This is a genomic window from Streptomyces sp. NPDC040432 (assembly GCF_055595445.1).
Window position 1 is genome coordinate 111307 of the sequence record NZ_JBVIVP010000004.1, and the last position, 16821, is coordinate 128127.

Below are 16821 nucleotides of genomic sequence, written 5' to 3' on the forward strand. Positions count from 1 at the left end.
GTGGCTTTCACGTGAGTGGGCTTTGGGCGTGTGGCTGATGAGTGCGTGCGTTGCCACAGCTAGAGGCTGAATCAGTATTCACTGACGCTTAGCTGTAATGGTGGGGTGCTGTGGGTGCTGCCGCATGGCGGATCTGTGGAGATGCCTGCTATCTGATGGGCCTGGGGACCTTGGTCGGGTGTGCGCAGGCCGAGACGAGGCGCGGCGGCCCACCCGGGAGCACCGTTGTAGCGGGTAGCGCCGATGCGCCGGTCGCCGTAAGAAGGCGGCCCCGACCCGACAGTGGATGCAGTCACCGCGGACTGACGCCACCTCGGCGATGCGGATGAAGTGCGCGTCCAAGGTGGGTCGTTCGTAGTATTGGATCTTCAATCTCCTCGTCTGAACTTTGTGTTTGCGGCGGCCTCGTGCGTCGGCTAACGTTTTCATCACTATCGCTCGCGAACGCCGCTGAAACGGATTCGCGACCGGTTAGGGCGTCTAGGACGCTCAGTCATTTTTGGTTGACCACCATCGACAGTTCGATGGTCGGTACGGATGCGTGGACGTTCTGTCTGCGCGGGTGGTGACCCTTTGGGCGCCGCCGTTCGAGCCACCCGGGACAGTTCCCGGAGGGCTTAGCCCGCTGTAGTACTGCACCACCAGAGTTTCGGATTTGTACGAACCCGATCTCAACGACTCCTACGGAGGCACGGCCTAGCGGGCGCCGTGTTTGACAGGAACACAAACCTGTCTTCGTTGAGGTCGGCTGTCCCGTCAGCGGGGCCGCCCTCCCATCGAAGGCGCCGGCCACCAACCGCTGAAAGAGGACCGATGAACGCGACGATCGTCGAGCTGGCGCTCAACAACCCCACCGTGCCGCCTACCGTTGGCGCTGTGGTGGTCTTCGCCATGACCATGCTCGGCAAGCTCTACACCTTCCGTGAGGTCATGCGCGATACTCGGCCGAGCGACCGTGCCGCGATCATGGCGGCCCACAAGAACATGTGGCAGGTGCGCCGCCGTCGCTGACTTCTCGGAGAAGAAGCGAACGAGCCGTTCGTGGCCCTGCTCACCCTTGACGACAGGATGACCGTTGTCGAGGGCGGGGCCTTCCTGCGGTGGGCCTTTGGTCCTCGTGCCGGCGAGGGCGAAGGTCCCCGCGAGGGAGGGGCCCGATCCGGACCCCTCCGACGGGTCATGGCTGTTCAGTGGCCGGAGAACCCCTTACCGAAGTGGGAGTTCAGCGCGCCGCCCACCATGGCGGCAGCTACGCCTCGATCGCTTCGGCTCGCTTGTCGAACGCCTCCCAATCGCTGGGGACGACGTGAGCTTGGAGGTCCGGTGTGGTCATGACGGTCTCGCATTCGATGGGGGTCGGTCGACCGGGGCTTGAAGGAGCCCGCGGGAGCGGCCGTACCCTTGGCCGGGTGCGGTACGTGCACACAGCAGGTTCAACGAGGAGGCGCTGCGGTGACTGAGCTTCGGTTTGTCCATCTGGGCTTCGGGCCGGAAGCGGTCGAGTACACCGAGGCCTGGGACGAGCAGCGGCGCGTCCACGCCGCCCGCTTCGCGGACGAGATCGACGACACCTGCCTGATGGTGGAGCACCTGCCGGTGTACACCGCCGGTCGGCGCACCGATCCGAGCGAGCGGCCCCTCGACGGGACGCCCGTCATCGACGTGGACCGCGGCGGCAAGATCACCTGGCACGGACCGGGCCAGTTGGTCGGCTATCCGATCATGAAGCTGCCCCGCCCGGTGGACGTCGTGGCGCACGTCCGCCGCCTGGAGGACGCCCTGATCCGCACGGCGGCCGAGTTCGGCCTGGAGACCACCCGGGTCGAGGGCCGCTCCGGGGTTTGGGTGCTCGGCGACCCCGTCGAGGAGCGCCCGAGGATCGGCGGCCTCTCCCTGGAGTTCGACCCCCGTCTGCACGACGAGGAGTTCGACGCCCGCCTGAACGGTCCCGAGTACGCCCCCTCCAACGCGGGCCAGCGCCGCGAGGACCGCAAGCTCGCGGCGATCGGCATCCGCGTCGCCAAGGGCGTCACCATGCACGGCTTCTCCCTCAACGTGAACCCGGACAGCACGTGGTTCGACCGGATCATCCCCTGCGGCATCCGGGACGCCGGTGTGACCTCGCTCTCGTACGAGCTGGGCCGCGAGGTCACCATCGCCGAGGTGCTGCCCGTCGCGGAACGGCACCTGAGGGAGGTCCTGGAGCAGGCCGAGCTGCGACCCCGCGAGATCGAGCCGGCCGTGGGCTGACGCCTCCGGGAATGCGTCCGGAGGCCCTCGGGTTGGCGGACGTAAGAGCGTACGAAATTACGGGCGTACCCTGGTGGGCGCCGAAGAATCGAAGTCACAGGGAGCCGGTCGTGTCCGCAGTCGCACCCGACGGACGCAAGATGCTGCGCCTCGAAGTCCGCAACGCCCAGACCCCCATCGAGCGCAAGCCCGAGTGGATCAAGACCCGGGCGAAGATGGGCCCCGAGTACACCAAGATGCAGGCCCTGGTGAAGGGCGAAGGACTGCACACGGTGTGCCAGGAAGCCGGCTGTCCGAACATCTACGAATGCTGGGAGGACCGTGAGGCCACCTTCCTCATCGGTGGCGACCAGTGCACCCGGCGCTGCGACTTCTGCCAGATCGACACGGGCAAGCCCGAGGCCCTGGACCGGGACGAGCCGCGTCGCGTCGGTGAGTCCGTGGTCACGATGGACCTGAACTACGCCACCATCACCGGCGTCGCCCGTGACGACCTGCCCGACGGCGGCGCGTGGCTGTACGCGGAGACGGTGCGCCAGATCCACCAGCAGACGGCGCACCGCGAGAGCGGTCACACAAAGGTCGAGCTGCTCGCGCCGGACTTCAACGCGGTGCCGGAGCTGCTGGAGGAGGTCTTCGCCTCCCGCCCCGAGGTCTTCGCGCACAACGTCGAGACCGTGCCCCGCATCTTCAAGCGGATCCGCCCCGGCTTCCGCTACGAGCGCTCGCTCGACGTGATCACCAAGGCCCGCGAGTACGGCCTGATCACCAAGTCGAACCTGATCCTCGGCATGGGCGAGGAGCGCGAGGAGGTCAGCGAGGCGCTGCGCGACCTGCACGCGGCCGGCTGCGAGCTCATCACCATCACCCAGTACCTGCGGCCCTCGCCGCGGCACCACCCCGTCGAGCGCTGGGTGAAGCCGGCGGAGTTCGTCGAGCTGGCGAAGGAGGCCGAGGAGATCGGCTTCTCCGGCGTGATGTCGGGCCCCCTGGTCCGTTCCTCGTACCGTGCGGGACGCCTCTACACGCAGGCGATGGAGAAGCGCGCCACGGTCTGATCGGGGGGTGTGAACTCGTTCACACACACCTACCAAGCGGTAACACCGTGTCGTCGCGGCCCCTAGGCTCTTATCGGGAGAGCCTGGGGGTCGCGTCAATGTTTCATCACGTTTGACCGACCGGTCATGCCCTGGTAACACCAGTCAGTGACGCTGGGTCCACGCACCGCACACGCCCTTCGATGCGAGCTCCGAGAGAGGGACCGACATCATGCAGGCCGCGCCCGTACGCGCCATCGCCATCCCGTCCGTCGCCGAGGCCTTCCGCGGCATCGAGTCGCTGCTCATGAGCGGTGCCCGCCGCAACGCCTGGACGGCCGTCCTGGAGGACCGCCGCAGGGCCAAGGACCGGGTCGAAACCGAGCACGTGGTCGAGGCCGCGGCCACCCGGACCCCGCGGGCCACGTAAACTTCGCCTCATGGCGAGGAAGTCAAACGCAGAGACTGCTGCGAACCCCGGGCGACTGAAGCAGATCGCCCTGACGTACAAGATGACGCGCAAGGCCGACCCGAAGGTCGGTCTGATCGTCGCGGGCGTGGGAATCGTCACCTTCGGTGTCTTTCTTGCGATCGGCTTCCTGATCGGCCACCCGGTCTACCTGGGCATCCTGGGCTTCCTGGTGGCGTTCCTGGGGATGGCGATCATCTTCGGGCGACGGGCCGAGCGCGCTGCCTTCGGGCAGATGGAAGGGCAGCCGGGTGCGGCCGCGGCCGTACTGGACAACGTGGGACGGGGTTGGACGACCACCCCGGCCGTCGCGATGAACCGGAACCAGGACATCGTCCACCGGGCCGTCGGCAAGGCGGGCGTGGTCCTGATCGCCGAGGGCAACCCGAACCGGGTGAAGACCCTGCTCGCGGCCGAGAAGAAGAAGCTGGCCCGGATCATGCCCGACGTTCCGGTGCACGACTTCATCGTCGGTACCGGTGAGGGCGAGGTGCCGCTCAAGAAGGTCCGTACGACGCTGCTGAAGCTGCCGCGCGTCCTGTCCGGCCCGCAGATCACCCAGGTCAACGACAAGCTCCGGGCCATGGGCGACCTCATGAGCAACATGCCGGTGCCGAAGGGCCCGATGCCCGGACGCGGCGGCTCCGCCCGCCCGCCCCGCGGACGCTAGTGGCCTAGCGGGCCGTTCCGCCTTCCGTATACGACGCGGCGGCGGAGGCCCGACGCAGCACACGCGCGACGCATCGCACGCACGCACGACGCAGGGGCGCCCCCGAAGCCATCCGGCCCGGGGGCGCCCCTGCGTCGTACCCACCTCTGCGTCGTACCCACCTCGCGGCGCCCGCCGCCGCCGGCGTGCGGGTGCCGCAAGGTGGGCGCGGAGTCCTAGATGCGGACCTGGACCGCGCCGGCCAGCCGGTCGTGCAGCCCGCGTCCGTCCCGGTCCCAGACCAGGGCCGGGATGACCAGGGCCAGCAGCACGGTACGGATCACCACGCGGACGATGCCGAGGCGGTTGCCGTCCTGCCCAATGACCCGGAGTCCAAGAATCCGCTTGCCGGGGGTGAAGCCCACGGTCCCCACGGTGAGGATCGTCAGGATCACGAAGAGCCCCAGCGTCCAGTTGCCCGTGGCGCCCAGCCGGCCCCCCGTGATCAGTCCGTATGCGATGAGCTGGCAGCCGACCCAGTCGATGACGACCGCGCCGATCCGGCGGCCGAAGCGGGCCACGGAGCCGGGCCCCGACCGGGGCAGGCCGAGCTGCTGGCCCGGATAGCCGAAGTCGACGCCCATGTCCTCGGCGGCCGCACGGGGGCCGGAAAGCCAGGATCCGATTGCTTGCCTGTTGTCCACTCGACCACGGTACCGGTGGTGCTCCATCGGGCTCCGACGGGACCCTGGTTAACTTGTGCGAAACAAATGGGTCATGCTTGGGAAATCCCGTCTGCTTATGGTCGGGTCAGCGTGCGGCACCGCACTGACGCACCACGAGCTATAAAACCCGCCCCTGCCCCGGGGCCGGGAGTAGGAGGAGTTGGATGTTCCAGAACGCCGACGAAGTGAAGCAGTACATCGAGGAGAACGACGTCAAGTTCGTTGACGTCCGCTTCTGCGACCTGCCTGGTGTGATGCAGCACTTCACCATCCCGGGGCGGGCGTTCGACCCGAACGAGGAGCTGGCCTTCGACGGCTCCTCGATCCGCGGTTTCCAGGCGATCCACGAGTCCGACATGGCGCTGCGTGCCGACATCAGCACCGCGCGTCTGGACCCGTTCCGCAAGGACAAGACGCTCAACATCAACTTCTTCATCCACGACCCGATCACGGGCGAGGCCTACAGCCGCGACCCGCGCAACATCGCGAAGAAGGCCGAGGCGTACCTCGCCTCCACCGGCATCGCCGACACCGCGTACTTCGGCCCCGAGGCCGAGTTCTACGTGTTCGACAGCGTGCGCTTCGCGACCACCGCGAACGAGAGCTTCTACCACATCGACTCCGAGGCCGGCGCCTGGAACACCGGTTCCGAGGAGAACAACCGTGGTTACAAGGTCCGCTACAAGGGTGGTTACTTCCCCGTAGCCCCGGTCGACCACTTCGCCGACCTGCGCGCCGAGATCTCCCTCGAACTGGACGCCCAGGGCCTCCAGGTCGAGCGCCAGCACCACGAGGTCGGCACCGGTGGTCAGGCCGAGATCAACTACAAGTTCAACACGCTGCTCGCCGCGGCCGACGACCTGATGCTCTTCAAGTACATCGTGAAGAACGTCGCCTGGCGCAACGGCAAGACCGCGACCTTCATGCCGAAGCCGATCTTCGGTGACAACGGCTCGGGCATGCACGTGCACCAGTCGCTGTGGGCGAACGGCGACCCGCTGTTCTACGACGAGGCCGGCTACGCGGGCCTGTCGGACACCGCCCGCTACTACATCGGCGGCATCCTCAAGCACGCCCCGTCGCTGCTGGCCTTCACGAACCCGACGGTGAACTCCTACCACCGCCTGGTTCCGGGCTTCGAGGCGCCGGTCAACATGGTGTACTCGCAGCGCAACCGCTCCGCCGCGATGCGCATCCCGATCACGGGCTCCAACCCGAAGGCCAAGCGCGTCGAGTTCCGCGCCCCGGACCCGTCGTCCAACCCGTACCTCGCCTTCGCGGCGCTGCTGCTCGCGGGCCTCGACGGTGTCAAGAACAAGATCGAGCCGATGGAGCCGATCGACAAGGACCTCTACGAGCTCTCGCCCGACGAGCACGCGAGCGTCCCGCAGGTCCCGACCAGCCTTGAGGACGTCCTCAAGGCCCTGGAGGACGACCACGAGTACCTCCTGGCCGGCGGTGTGTTCACCCCCGACCTGATCGAGACCTGGATCGACTACAAGCGCACGCACGAGATCGCCCCCATCGCGCAGCGTCCGCACCCGCACGAGTTCGAGCTGTACTTCGACCTCTAGGTCGTAGCCCTCGAAACACCGGGTCATGCCTGATGAGAGGCCTCCCGCCGCACTCCACGGAGTGCGGCGGGAGGCCTTTCCGCTTTGACAGGCGGCCCGGGTCGGGTGAGGGTTGAAATGACCTAGAACCCGGATGAGCGAGACACGTTCGGAGGTGCATGAAGATGCGCCGCAGGATCATCGCCACAGTCGTCGCCGGAACCGCGGGGATCTCCCTGGGCCTCCTGCCGGTCGGCAGCGCCTCGGCAGCGGTCACCGGGGGCGGAGGAGGGGGCGGGGGCGGCTGGTGCAACTCGCGCTACGACGACTGCTGCGACCGCAACTGGGACAGCCGGTACTGCGGGCAGGGCGTGGGCGGCTGGTACGAGCCGGACTGGCGCGACAACGACCGCTACTACAACTCGAACTACTACGACGCCAACTGGCGCGGCAACTGGGACCCCCACTACTACGGCGGGGACGGCGATCGCGGTTACTACTACTACGACGGCGACCACCACGGCGGCGGCTGGAACGACGGCTGGGGCGGCGGATACCGCTACAACGACTAGCGCCGACGTGCGGCGGGCCCCCGTGCATGGCCGTCAGGCCTCCGGGGGCCTCCCGCGTTCCCGGCGGCTCCGTCGGAAGGGGGGCGCCGCCGGACCCGCCGACCCTCCGGGCGACGACGGGACTTTGACGACAGGCCCTAGACCGCCGGGCCGCGCAGCAACGGCATCGCGCCGGTGAGGTCGTGCAGGCAGCGCACCGCCATCTCGGCGGGGGAGCCGGGCCCCGCCACGGGGGCGTCGGTCTGCGACCACAGCTCCAGCGAGACCCGGATCGCGTCGGTGGCGGCGGCGGCCAGCAGTCGTACGGCCAGCGGCTCGGCCCCCGGCCCGGCGAGCCGGGCGATCACCGGGACCAGCCGCTCCTCGGACTCCTGGTTCACCCGATACCAGACCGCCCGCAGGGCCTCGTCGTCCGTGGCGGCGCGCAGCAGTCCGCGGGTCACCCCCAGCCCCTCCTCGACCGCCTGGGAGTCGCTCAGCGACCGCGTTATCGCCCGCGCCAGCGCCTCGCCCAGCGGGGTGCCCGGATCCTCCTCGGAGAGCAGGGCCCGCCAGGCGTCGCCCCCGCCCGCCAACAGCGGGGCCACGGCCTCCTGCTTGTTGCGGAAGTACCGGTAGAACGTGCGCAGCGCGACGCCCGCGCGCTGGGCGATGTCTTCGGCCGTGGTCCCGTCGGGACCGTGTTCGGCGAACAGTTCGCAGGCCGCGCGGGCGATGTCGAGCTGGGTGGCGGCTTTGCGGCGCTCGGTCAGCGACTGGGTCCCGGGGCCGCTCTGGGGGGAGTACGGACGAGGAGATCTCACAGGTGAAGCGTACCGTCCGACATGCGGGCGATTGCACACAATGACAGTCTGGCAAAACGTGCCATTAACTCGGTACGCTGCGCCCATGAACCGTTACGAAGGACGTCGCGTCCTCATCACCGGCGGCGGATCCGGCATCGGCCGGGCCACCGTCCACCGCATCCTCGCCGAAGGCGGCCGCGTTCACACCGTGGACGTCGACGAAGCCGGCCTCCGGGCCACGGCCGACCGGGCCGCCGCCGACGGGCACGCCGACCGGCTCAGCACCGCAGTCCTGGACATATCCGACGAGGCCGCCGTGAAGGCCGGCGTCGCCGACGCCGTCGACGCCCTCACGGGGCTCGACGTCCTCGTCAACGCGGCGGGCATCCTGCGCTCCGCGCACACCCACCAAACCACCCTCGACTTCTGGAACAAGGTCATCTCGGTCAACCTGACCGGCACCTTCCTGATGATCCGCGAGTCCCTCCCCGCCCTTCTCGCGGGCGAACAGCCGGTCGTCGTGAACTTCAGCTCCACCTCGGCGACCTTCGCCCACCCCTACATGTCCGCCTATGCGGCCAGCAAGGGCGGCATCCAGTCCATGACCCACGCCTTGGCCGCCGAGTACAGCAAGCAGGGCCTGCGCTTCGTCGCCGTCGCCCCCGGCTCCATCGAGTCGGGCATGACCACCGGCAACGGCCCCGGCCTGCCCGAGGACACCGACTGGAGCCTGTTCACCAAGCTCGCCCCGGCCCTCGGCCAGGGCTTCGCAGGCCCCCAGACCGTCGCCGGCGTCGTCGCCATGCTCGGCTCCGAGGACGGCGCGTTCATCACCGGCACCGAGATCCGCATCGACGGCGGCACGCACTACTAGAGACGGCGGCACGCACTACTGGAGCGGCTGGTTTCGCCACCTGCGCCGCCGACGGCCCGCCGAGCCGGGGGATCAGTCCCTGAACCGGTCCCAGAGCCGGGGGAAGCGCTGCGCGAGCACGGACTCGTCCTCGAAGTCCAGCGCGGTGCCCTCCGGCTCGGCCGGCTGGAGCGGGACGCCGAGGTCCGGGGCGACCGCACCGGTCAGCTGCTCGTACGCCTCGTCGGCCGCGTACCCGAGCTCCTCGCCGTCCCCGTCGATCTCCTCGTCGAACTCGCCCAGCAGTTCCGCCAGGTGGTCCGGGTCGTGCACCCCGCCCTCGAAGACCTCCCGGCCCTGACCGATCAGCCAGCACCGGAAGTAGTCGAAGGCGTCGTCGCTCGCGCCGTCCAGCAGCACCCACGCGGCGCCCCACAGGTCCCACGTGTACGCCCGGTTGTAGCGCGACTCGAAGTGCCGCGCGAAGTCCAGGACGGAATCCGGATCGAGCTGTGTCAGCCGATCGACCAGCAGCTCGGCGTGCTCCTCGGGGTCGCCCTCGGCGGCCTCGCGGGTACGGTCGACGATCTCCCAGAACTCCGTCTCGTCCATCACCGCTCCAGCATCACGGGTCAACCCCCGCGCCGCCACCGCTCATACGGCCAAAGGCCGGTGTCCGACACCCACCCGGCCCCCGCGCCGCGGACCGGGAGGGCCGGTCGGCGGGCGGAGCCGCCGCTCGACACGGGCGGAAAACACCGAGAGGCGGCCCGTCCCCTCCTGGGCGGGCCGCCTCTCGGGCGGATCAAAGGGTGCGTCGCGGCCTACAGGCCGTAGCGCTCCCGGGCCTCCTTGACGGAGGACGCCGGTACCTCACCGCGGCGGGCGAGCTGGGCCAGCGCCGCCACCACGATCGACTGCGCGTCGACACCGAAGTGGCGACGGGCACCCTCACGGGTGTCGGACAGACCGAAGCCGTCCGTGCCCAGCGAGGTCCAGTCCTGCTCCACCCACTGGCTGATCTGGTCCGGGACCTGACGCATCCAGTCGGAGACGGCGAGCACCGGGCTCGTGACGCCTTCCAGCGCGCGGGTCACGTACGGGGTGCGCACCTCGCCGCGCAGCAGCGCCTCGTCGCACTCCAGTGCCTCGCGGCGCAGCTCGCCCCAGGAGGTGGCGGACCAGACGTCGGCGGCCACGTTCCACTCGGCGGCGAGGAGCTTCTGCGCCTCCAGCACCCAGTGGATGGCCGTACCGGAGGCCATCAGCTGGACCTTCGGGGCGTCGGCGGCCGGGGCCGCCTCCGCCAGGTCGGCCGCGGTGTTGAAGCGGTACAGGCCCTTGAGGATGCCTTCCTCGACGCCCTCGGGCATCGCGGGCTGCACCTTCGGCTCGTTGTAGACCGTCAGGTAGTAGAAGACGTCTTCCGGCTTCTCGCCGTACATCCGGCGCAGACCGTCCTTGACGATCACCGCGATCTCGTACGCGAAGGCCGGGTCGTAGTTCAGCGACGCCGGGTTCGTGGACGCGATCAGGTGCGAGTGGCCGTCCGCGTGCTGGAGGCCCTCACCGGTCAGCGTGGTGCGACCGGCGGTGGCGCCGACGATGAAGCCCTTGCCGAGCTGGTCGGCGAGCTGCCACATCTGGTCGGCGGTGCGCTGCCAGCCGAACATCGAGTAGAAGATGTAGAACGGGATCATCGGCTCGCCGTGCGTCGCGTACGACGTGCAGGCGGCGATGAAGTCGGCCATGGCGCCGGCCTCGGTGATCCCCTCGTTGAGGATCTGGCCGTCCTTGGCTTCCTTGTAGTACATGAGCTGGTCGCGGTCGACCGGCTCGTACGTCTGGCCCAGCGGCGAGTAGATGCCGGCCGACGGGAAGAGGGACTCCATACCGAAGGTACGGGCCTCGTCGGGAACGATCGGCACCCAGCGCTTGCCGGTCTCCTTGTCCCGCATCAGGTCCTTGACGAGACGGACGAAGGCCATGGTGGTGGCCATCTCCTGCTTGCCGGAACCCTTGAGCAGCGGGGCGAAGGAACGGTCGGCCGGCGCCGGCAGGGCGACGTGCTTGACGTTGCGGGCCGGGGCGGGACCGCCGAGCGCCGCGCGGCGCTCGTTCAGGTACCGGACCTCGGGGCTGTCCGCGCCCGGGTGGCCGTAGGGGACGACGCCGTCGGCGAAGGCGCTGTCCGGGATCGGGAGGCCAAGGAGGTCACGCATGTCCTTGAACTCGTCGATCGTCAGCTTCTTCATCTGGTGGTTCGCGTTCTTCGACTCGAACCCGGCACCCAGCGTGTAGCCCTTGACGGTCTGCGCGAGGATGACCGTCGGCGCGCCCTTGTGCTCCAGGGCGGCCTTGTACGCGGCGTAGACCTTGCGGGGCTCGTGGCCGCCGCGGGAGCTGTGGAAGCACTCGGCGATCTTCGCGTCGGACAGCACACCGGCCAGCTGCACGAGCTCGGCGTTGGCGCCGAAGAAGTGCTGGCGGATGTAGGCCACGTCGCGGGTCGCGTACGTCTGGAACTGCGCGTCCGGCACCTCGCGCAGCCGGCGCACCAGGGCGCCCGTGGTGTCGAGCTGGAACAGCTCGTCCCAGGCGGAGCCCCACAGCGACTTGATGACGTTCCAGCCGGCGCCGCGGAACTGGGCTTCCAGCTCCTGGACGACGCGGAAGTTCGCGCGGACCGGACCGTCGAGGCGCTGCAGGTTGCAGTTGATGACGAAGGTCAGGTTGTCGAGCTGCTCGCGGGAGGCCAGGGCCAGGGCGGCGGTCGACTCGGGCTCGTCCATCTCGCCGTCGCCGAGGAAGGCCCAGACGTGCGAGTTGGCGGTGTCCTTGATGCTGCGGTTCTGCAGGTAGCGGTTGAAGCGCGCCTGGTAGATCGCCGACAGCGGGCCGAGGCCCATGGAGACCGTGGGGAACTCCCACAGCCACGGCAGGCGCCGCGGGTGCGGGTAGGACGGCAGGCCGTTGCCGCCGGACTCCTGGCGGAAGTTGTCGAGCTGCTGCTCGGACACGCGTCCGTCGAGGAACGCGCGGGCGTAGATGCCGGGGGAGGCGTGGCCCTGGATGTAGAGCTGGTCACCCGATCCGTCGGCCTCCTTCCCGCGGAAGAAGTGCTGGAAGCCGGTCTCGTACAGCCACGCGGCGGAGGCGAAGGTGGCGATGTGGCCGCCGACGCCGTACTTGGAGCCGCGGGTCACCATGGCGGCCGCGTTCCAGCGGTTCCAGGCGGTGATCCTGGCTTCCATCTCCTCGTCGCCCGGGAACTCGGGCTCGGCGGAGGTGGGGATGGTGTTGACGTAATCCGTCTCCAGCAGCTTCGGCAGGGCGAGGCCGGCGGCCTCGGCGTGCTGGAGCGTACGGCGGAGCAGGTATTCGGCGCGGCGCGTACCGGCGGCCTTGGCGACGGCGTCGAGTGAGGCCGCCCATTCGGCGGTCTCCTCGGTGTCGCGGTCCGGGAGCTGGTCGAGCTCGCTCGGAAGCTTTCCTACGGGGTCGGACATCGGTGTGCGCCGCCTTCCGGACAAAGGAGAGGAGGTGGTGAAGAAAACCCTGACGGGCAGGACAGGGTCGATGGACCCGGGTGGGGTCCGGGTTGACTGTAAAGCGCTGATCGATGATCGATCAAATAAAAGTGACGAATAAATGTCACTCCGGCAAAAGTCGGCACCCGGTGCCATGGCCGGAGGCACGCCGTGCCGGTGGTGCGAGTCCACGACAAGGCGCCGGTGGACCCCTGGAGATCCGCTCGAAACCGCAGGTCAAGGGGGGTTTCGGCGGGCGTGGTACGAACGCCCCGACCGGCTCCCGCGGAGGGCCCTCAGGCGCGCGGGGCGCAGCCCAGGACGTGCCGTTTCACGAGCAGCCCGATGTCCGGATCCTGGGACCGGAACGCCGCCACGAGGGCTTCGTGCTCCTCGGCGTAGGACTTCTGGACCGTTCCCAGCCACCGGATGGACAGGGCCGTGAACACCTCGATGCCGAGGGACTCCCAGGTGTGGAGGAGCACGCTGTTCCCGGCGGCCCGCACCATCTCCCGGTGGAAGCCCACGGTGTGCCGCACCTGCGCGGTGCCGTCCTCGGTGCGGTCGGCCTCCCACAGGGCCGCCACGTGGGGCTCCAGGGCCGTGCAGTCGGTGGCCAGGCGGGGCGCCGCCAACTCGGCGGCGATCTGCTCCAGCCCGGCCCGGACGGGGTAGATCTCCTCCAGGTCGGCCGCGGAGAGGTTCCGGACGCGCACGCCCTTGTTCGGGGCCGACTCGATGAGCCGCAGCGTCTCCAACTCCCGCAGGGCCTCGCGCACGGGCGTCTGGCTGACCTCCAGCTCGACGGCGATGCGGCGCTCCACGATCCGCTCACCGGGCTTCCAGCGGCCGCTGACGATCCCCTCCACGATGTGCTCGCGGATCTGCTCGCGCAGCGAGTGCACGACGGGTGGGGTGATCATCGGCGCTTCATCTCCTGTGGGGGCACGCGGGGCCTGATGCCGTAGACAATACGGCGGTCGTGGCCTGCTGCGATGCGTTCCTCGCGGGTGACGCTTGGTGAGGCTCGTTACAACGACGGGGCCCCCGCCCGGACGAATCCGGGCGGGGGCCCCGTATGCGGCGTTTCGGTCCGGGGACCTTACAGGCCGAGCTCGACCTCGAACTCGCCGGCCTCAAGGATCGCCTTGACGGCCGAGAGGTACCGGGCCGCGTCCGCGCCGTCCACCAGGCGGTGGTCGTAGGACAGGGTCAGGTACGTCATGTCGCGGATGCCGATGTTGGTGCCCTCGGCGGTCTCGATGACCACCGGGCGCTTGACCGTGGCACCGATGCCCAGGATGGCGACCTGGTTCGGAGGCACGATCACCGTGTCGAACAGCGCACCGCGCGAGCCGGTGTTGCTGATGGTGAAGGTCGCGCCCGACAGCTCGTCCGGCGTGATCTTGTTGCCGCGGACCTTGCCGGCCAGATCGGCGGTCGCCTTGGAGATGCCCGCCAGGTTGAGGTCACCGGCACCCTTGATGACCGGGGTCATCAGGCCCTTCTCGGAGTCGACGGCGATGCCGATGTTCTCCGAGTCGAAGTAGGTGATGGTGCCCTCGTCCTCGTTGATCCGGGCGTTGACGACCGCGTGGGCCTTCAGCGCCTGGGCCGCGGCCTTGACGAAGAACGGCATCGGGGACAGCTTGACGCCCTCGCGGGCGAGGAAGCCGGCCTTGGCCTTCTCGCGCAGCTTCATGATCTTGGTGATGTCCACCTCGACCACGGAGCTGAGCTGCGCCTGCGAGTGCAGGGCCTTCATCATGTTGTCGCCGATGACCTTGCGCATGCGGGTCATCTTGACCGTCTGACCGCGCAGCTCCGAGACCGCGGCGGCCGGAGCCTTCGCGGCGGCGGGAGCGGCGGCCGGCGCCGGCGCGGCGGCAGCGGCCTTCGCGGCCTCGGCGGCGGCGATGACGTCCTGCTTGCGGATGCGGCCACCGACACCGGTGCCCGAAACCGTCGACAGGTTGACGCCGGACTCCGAGGCGAGCTTGCGCACCAGCGGGGTCACGTACGCGCCCTCGTCGCCGGCCGGGGCCGTGGCGGCGGGAGCGGCCGGAGCCGGAGCCGCGACCGGGGCGGCGGCGGCCGGAGCGGCAACCGGAGCCGGAGCGGCCGGAGCCGGGGCGGCAACCGGAGCCGGAGCGGCCGGAGCAGCCGGAGCAGCCGGAGCGGCCGGAGCGGCCGGAGCCGGGGCGGCGGCGGCAGGGGCGGCGGCCGGAGCGGCACCGGCGACGCCGATGACGGCCAGACGGGCGCCGACCTCGGCGGTCTCGTCCTCGGCCACCAGGATCTCCAGCAGGGTGCCGGAGACGGGGGCGGGGATCTCGGTGTCGACCTTGTCCGTGGAGACTTCGAGCAGCGGCTCGTCGGCCTCGACGGACTCGCCGACCTCCTTCAGCCACCGGGTGACGGTGCCCTCGGTGACGGACTCGCCCAGCGCGGGCAGCACGACATCGGTGCCGGACGCGGCCGGAGCGGCGGCGGCGGGGGCCTCGGCAGCCGGAGCCGCGGGGGCAGCCGGAGCCGCGGGGGCCTCGGCGGCGGGAGCCGGGGTCTCGGCGGCCGGAGCGGCCGGAGCCTCGGCGGCGGCCGGAGCCTCGGCCGGGGCCGCGTCGCCCGAGCCGTCGTCGATGACGGCCAGTTCGGCGCCGACCTCGACGGTCTCGTCCTCGGCGACCTTGATGGAGGCCAGGATGCCGGAGACGGGCGACGGGATCTCGGTGTCGACCTTGTCGGTCGAGACTTCGAGCAACGGCTCGTCGGCCTCGACGCGCTCGCCCTCGGCCTTCAGCCAGCGGGTGACAGTGCCCTCGGTGACGCTCTCACCGAGCGCCGGAAGGGTTACGGAAACCGACATGGTTTCAGTTGCTCCTAACGAAAGTGCGGAAGTGGTCGTCGCGCCCGCGAACGATCAGTCGTGTGCGTGAAGCGGCTTGCCGGCCAGGGCCAGGTGGGCCTCGCCGAGCGCTTCGTTCTGGGTCGGGTGGGCGTGGATGAGCTGCGCGACCTCGGCCGGCAGGGCCTCCCAGTTGTAGATCAACTGGGCTTCGCCGACCTGCTCGCCCATCCGGTCACCGACCATGTGGACGCCGACCACGGCACCGTCCTTGACCTGGACGAGCTTGATCTCGCCCGCGGTCTTCAGGATCTTGCTCTTGCCGTTGCCCGCCAGGTTGTACTTCAGGGCCACGACCTTGTCCGCGCCGTAGATCTCCTTGGCCTTGGCCTCGGTGATGCCGACGGACGCGACCTCGGGGTGGCAGTACGTCACGCGCGGAACGCCGTCGTAGTCGATCGGGACGGCCTTCAGGCCGGCCAGGCGCTCCGCGACGAGGATGCCCTCGGCGAAGCCGACGTGCGCGAGCTGGAGCGTCGGGACGAGGTCACCGACGGCCGAGACGGTCGGCACGTTGGTCTGCATGTACTCGTCGACCAGGACGTAGCCGCGGTCCATCGCGACGCCCTGCTCCTCGTAGCCCAGGCCCTGCGAGACCGGACCGCGACCGATGGCGACCAGCAGCACCTCGGCCTCGAAGGTCTTGCCGTCGGCGAGCGTGACGCGCACGCCCGACTCCGTGTACTCGGCCTTCTCGAAGAAGGTGCCGAGGTTGAACTTGATGCCGCGCTTGCGGAACGCGCGCTCAAGGATCTTCGAGCTGTTCTCGTCCTCGACCGGGACGAGGTGCTTGAGGCCCTCGATGACGGTGACGTCGGTGCCGAAGGACTTCCACGCCGAGGCGAACTCGACGCCGATGACGCCACCGCCCAGGATGATCGCGGACTCGGGCACGCGGTCCAGGACCAGCGCGTGGTCCGAGGAGATGATGCGGTTGCCGTCGATGTCGAGACCCGGCAGGGACTTCGGCACGGAGCCGGTGGCCAGGAGCACGTGGCGACCCTGGATCCGCTGCCCGTTGACGTCGACGGAAGTCGGGGAGGAGAGGCGGCCCTCACCCTCGATGTAGGTCACCTTGCGGGAGGCGACCAGCCCCTGCAGGCCCTTGTACAGGCCGGAGATGACATCGTCCTTGTACTTGTGCACTCCGGCGATGTCGATGCCCTCGAAAGAGGCCTTGACACCGAACTGTCCGGCTTCGCGCGCCTGGTCCGCGATCTCACCGGCGTGCAGCAGAGCCTTCGTGGGGATGCAGCCGTTGTGCAGGCAGGTGCCACCGAGCTTGTTCTTCTCGATCAGCGCAACGTCGAGACCCAGCTGGGATGCGCGCAGAGCCGCGGCGTAACCGCCACTGCCACCGCCGAGGATCACTAGGTCGAAAACGGTGCTGGCGTCGTTCGCCACGTCACGTCCTCCATGCATGTGCGCCGGGCACCGGTCCTCTGTGACCGGGCGGCGGCTGGTAATCGGCCGCTTGCTTCTTCGGCCCTGTG

The 16821-nt window shown here is 69.3% G+C and carries 15 protein-coding genes; 8 read left to right on the plus strand and 7 right to left on the minus strand.

Translation table 11 applies throughout. The annotated features are described in order from the left end of the window. Positions 1-813: 813 nt before the first annotated feature. The 5 genes from ACZ58N_RS10780 (at position 814) to ACZ58N_RS10800 (ending at position 4426) form a co-directional block, all read left to right on the plus strand. Positions 814-1011: a hypothetical protein gene (locus tag ACZ58N_RS10780; protein WP_471157728.1), complete on the plus strand. Its 198-nt coding sequence runs from the start codon at positions 814-816 to the stop codon at positions 1009-1011. Positions 1012-1452: 441 nt separating this feature from the next. Then, a complete protein-coding gene (lipB, locus tag ACZ58N_RS10785) occupies positions 1453-2250 on the plus strand; it encodes a lipoyl(octanoyl) transferase LipB (RefSeq protein WP_471157730.1) in 798 nt (265 codons plus the stop codon). Between the two features lie 110 nt (positions 2251-2360). Further along, entirely contained in the window at positions 2361-3308 is a 948-nt protein-coding gene (lipA, locus tag ACZ58N_RS10790) for a lipoyl synthase (RefSeq protein WP_471157732.1), read from the plus strand. A gap of 211 nt (positions 3309-3519) precedes the next feature. Continuing rightward, positions 3520-3717, plus strand: a complete 198-nt coding sequence (locus tag ACZ58N_RS10795) for an SCO2195 family GlnR-regulated protein (RefSeq protein ID WP_389711676.1) — start codon at positions 3520-3522, stop codon at positions 3715-3717. A 10-nt stretch (positions 3718-3727) separates the two neighbouring features. Next, positions 3728-4426 (plus strand): DUF4191 domain-containing protein, encoded by a 699-nt coding sequence (locus tag ACZ58N_RS10800; RefSeq protein WP_362877238.1) that lies wholly within the window; start codon positions 3728-3730, stop codon positions 4424-4426. A 215-nt stretch (positions 4427-4641) separates the two neighbouring features. On the opposite strand, the gene ACZ58N_RS10805 is transcribed toward ACZ58N_RS10800, so the two are convergent. Then, positions 4642-5109 carry an RDD family protein gene (locus ACZ58N_RS10805; protein ID WP_389711677.1) on the minus strand — a complete coding sequence of 156 codons (468 nt, stop codon included), beginning with the start codon at positions 5107-5109 and terminating at the stop codon, positions 4642-4644. 185 nt (positions 5110-5294) lie between these two features. Between ACZ58N_RS10805 and glnA the strand changes: the two genes are divergently transcribed. Both glnA and ACZ58N_RS10815 read left to right on the plus strand, forming a co-directional pair. After that, the gene (glnA, locus tag ACZ58N_RS10810) at positions 5295-6704 is read left to right on the plus strand and encodes a type I glutamate--ammonia ligase (protein ID WP_471157735.1); all 1410 of its coding nucleotides are present in this window, start codon (positions 5295-5297) and stop codon (positions 6702-6704) included. A 164-nt stretch (positions 6705-6868) separates the two neighbouring features. Continuing rightward, positions 6869-7255 (plus strand): hypothetical protein, encoded by a 387-nt coding sequence (locus tag ACZ58N_RS10815; protein ID WP_471157737.1) that lies wholly within the window; start codon positions 6869-6871, stop codon positions 7253-7255. A 137-nt stretch (positions 7256-7392) separates the two neighbouring features. Here ACZ58N_RS10815 and ACZ58N_RS10820 read toward each other — a convergent pair whose 3' ends face one another. Next, positions 7393-8058 (minus strand): TetR/AcrR family transcriptional regulator, encoded by a 666-nt coding sequence (locus ACZ58N_RS10820; RefSeq protein ID WP_471157739.1) that lies wholly within the window; start codon positions 8056-8058, stop codon positions 7393-7395. An 85-nt stretch (positions 8059-8143) separates the two neighbouring features. Here ACZ58N_RS10820 and ACZ58N_RS10825 point away from each other — a divergent pair, with 85 nt between their 5' ends. Next, positions 8144-8914: an SDR family NAD(P)-dependent oxidoreductase gene (locus ACZ58N_RS10825; RefSeq protein WP_471157740.1), complete on the plus strand. Its 771-nt coding sequence runs from the start codon at positions 8144-8146 to the stop codon at positions 8912-8914. A 72-nt stretch (positions 8915-8986) separates the two neighbouring features. On the opposite strand, the gene ACZ58N_RS10830 is transcribed toward ACZ58N_RS10825, so the two are convergent. From ACZ58N_RS10830 to lpdA, 5 genes are all read right to left on the minus strand, one after another. Further along, on the minus strand, positions 8987-9505 hold the full coding sequence (locus ACZ58N_RS10830; RefSeq protein ID WP_471157741.1) for a DUF4240 domain-containing protein: 519 nt from the start codon (positions 9503-9505) through the stop codon (positions 8987-8989). 212 nt (positions 9506-9717) lie between these two features. Continuing rightward, a complete protein-coding gene (aceE, locus tag ACZ58N_RS10835; protein ID WP_471157742.1) occupies positions 9718-12402 on the minus strand; it encodes a pyruvate dehydrogenase (acetyl-transferring), homodimeric type in 2685 nt (894 codons plus the stop codon). 317 nt (positions 12403-12719) lie between these two features. Then, positions 12720-13343, minus strand: a complete 624-nt coding sequence (locus tag ACZ58N_RS10840; protein WP_281210856.1) for a GntR family transcriptional regulator — start codon at positions 13341-13343, stop codon at positions 12720-12722. A gap of 182 nt (positions 13344-13525) precedes the next feature. Beyond that, positions 13526-15289, minus strand: a complete 1764-nt coding sequence (gene sucB, locus ACZ58N_RS10845; protein ID WP_471157744.1) for a 2-oxoglutarate dehydrogenase, E2 component, dihydrolipoamide succinyltransferase — start codon at positions 15287-15289, stop codon at positions 13526-13528. Positions 15290-15343: 54 nt separating this feature from the next. Then, positions 15344-16732 carry a dihydrolipoyl dehydrogenase gene (gene lpdA / locus ACZ58N_RS10850; RefSeq protein ID WP_471157745.1) on the minus strand — a complete coding sequence of 463 codons (1389 nt, stop codon included), beginning with the start codon at positions 16730-16732 and terminating at the stop codon, positions 15344-15346. Between the last annotated feature and the right edge of the window lie 89 nt (positions 16733-16821).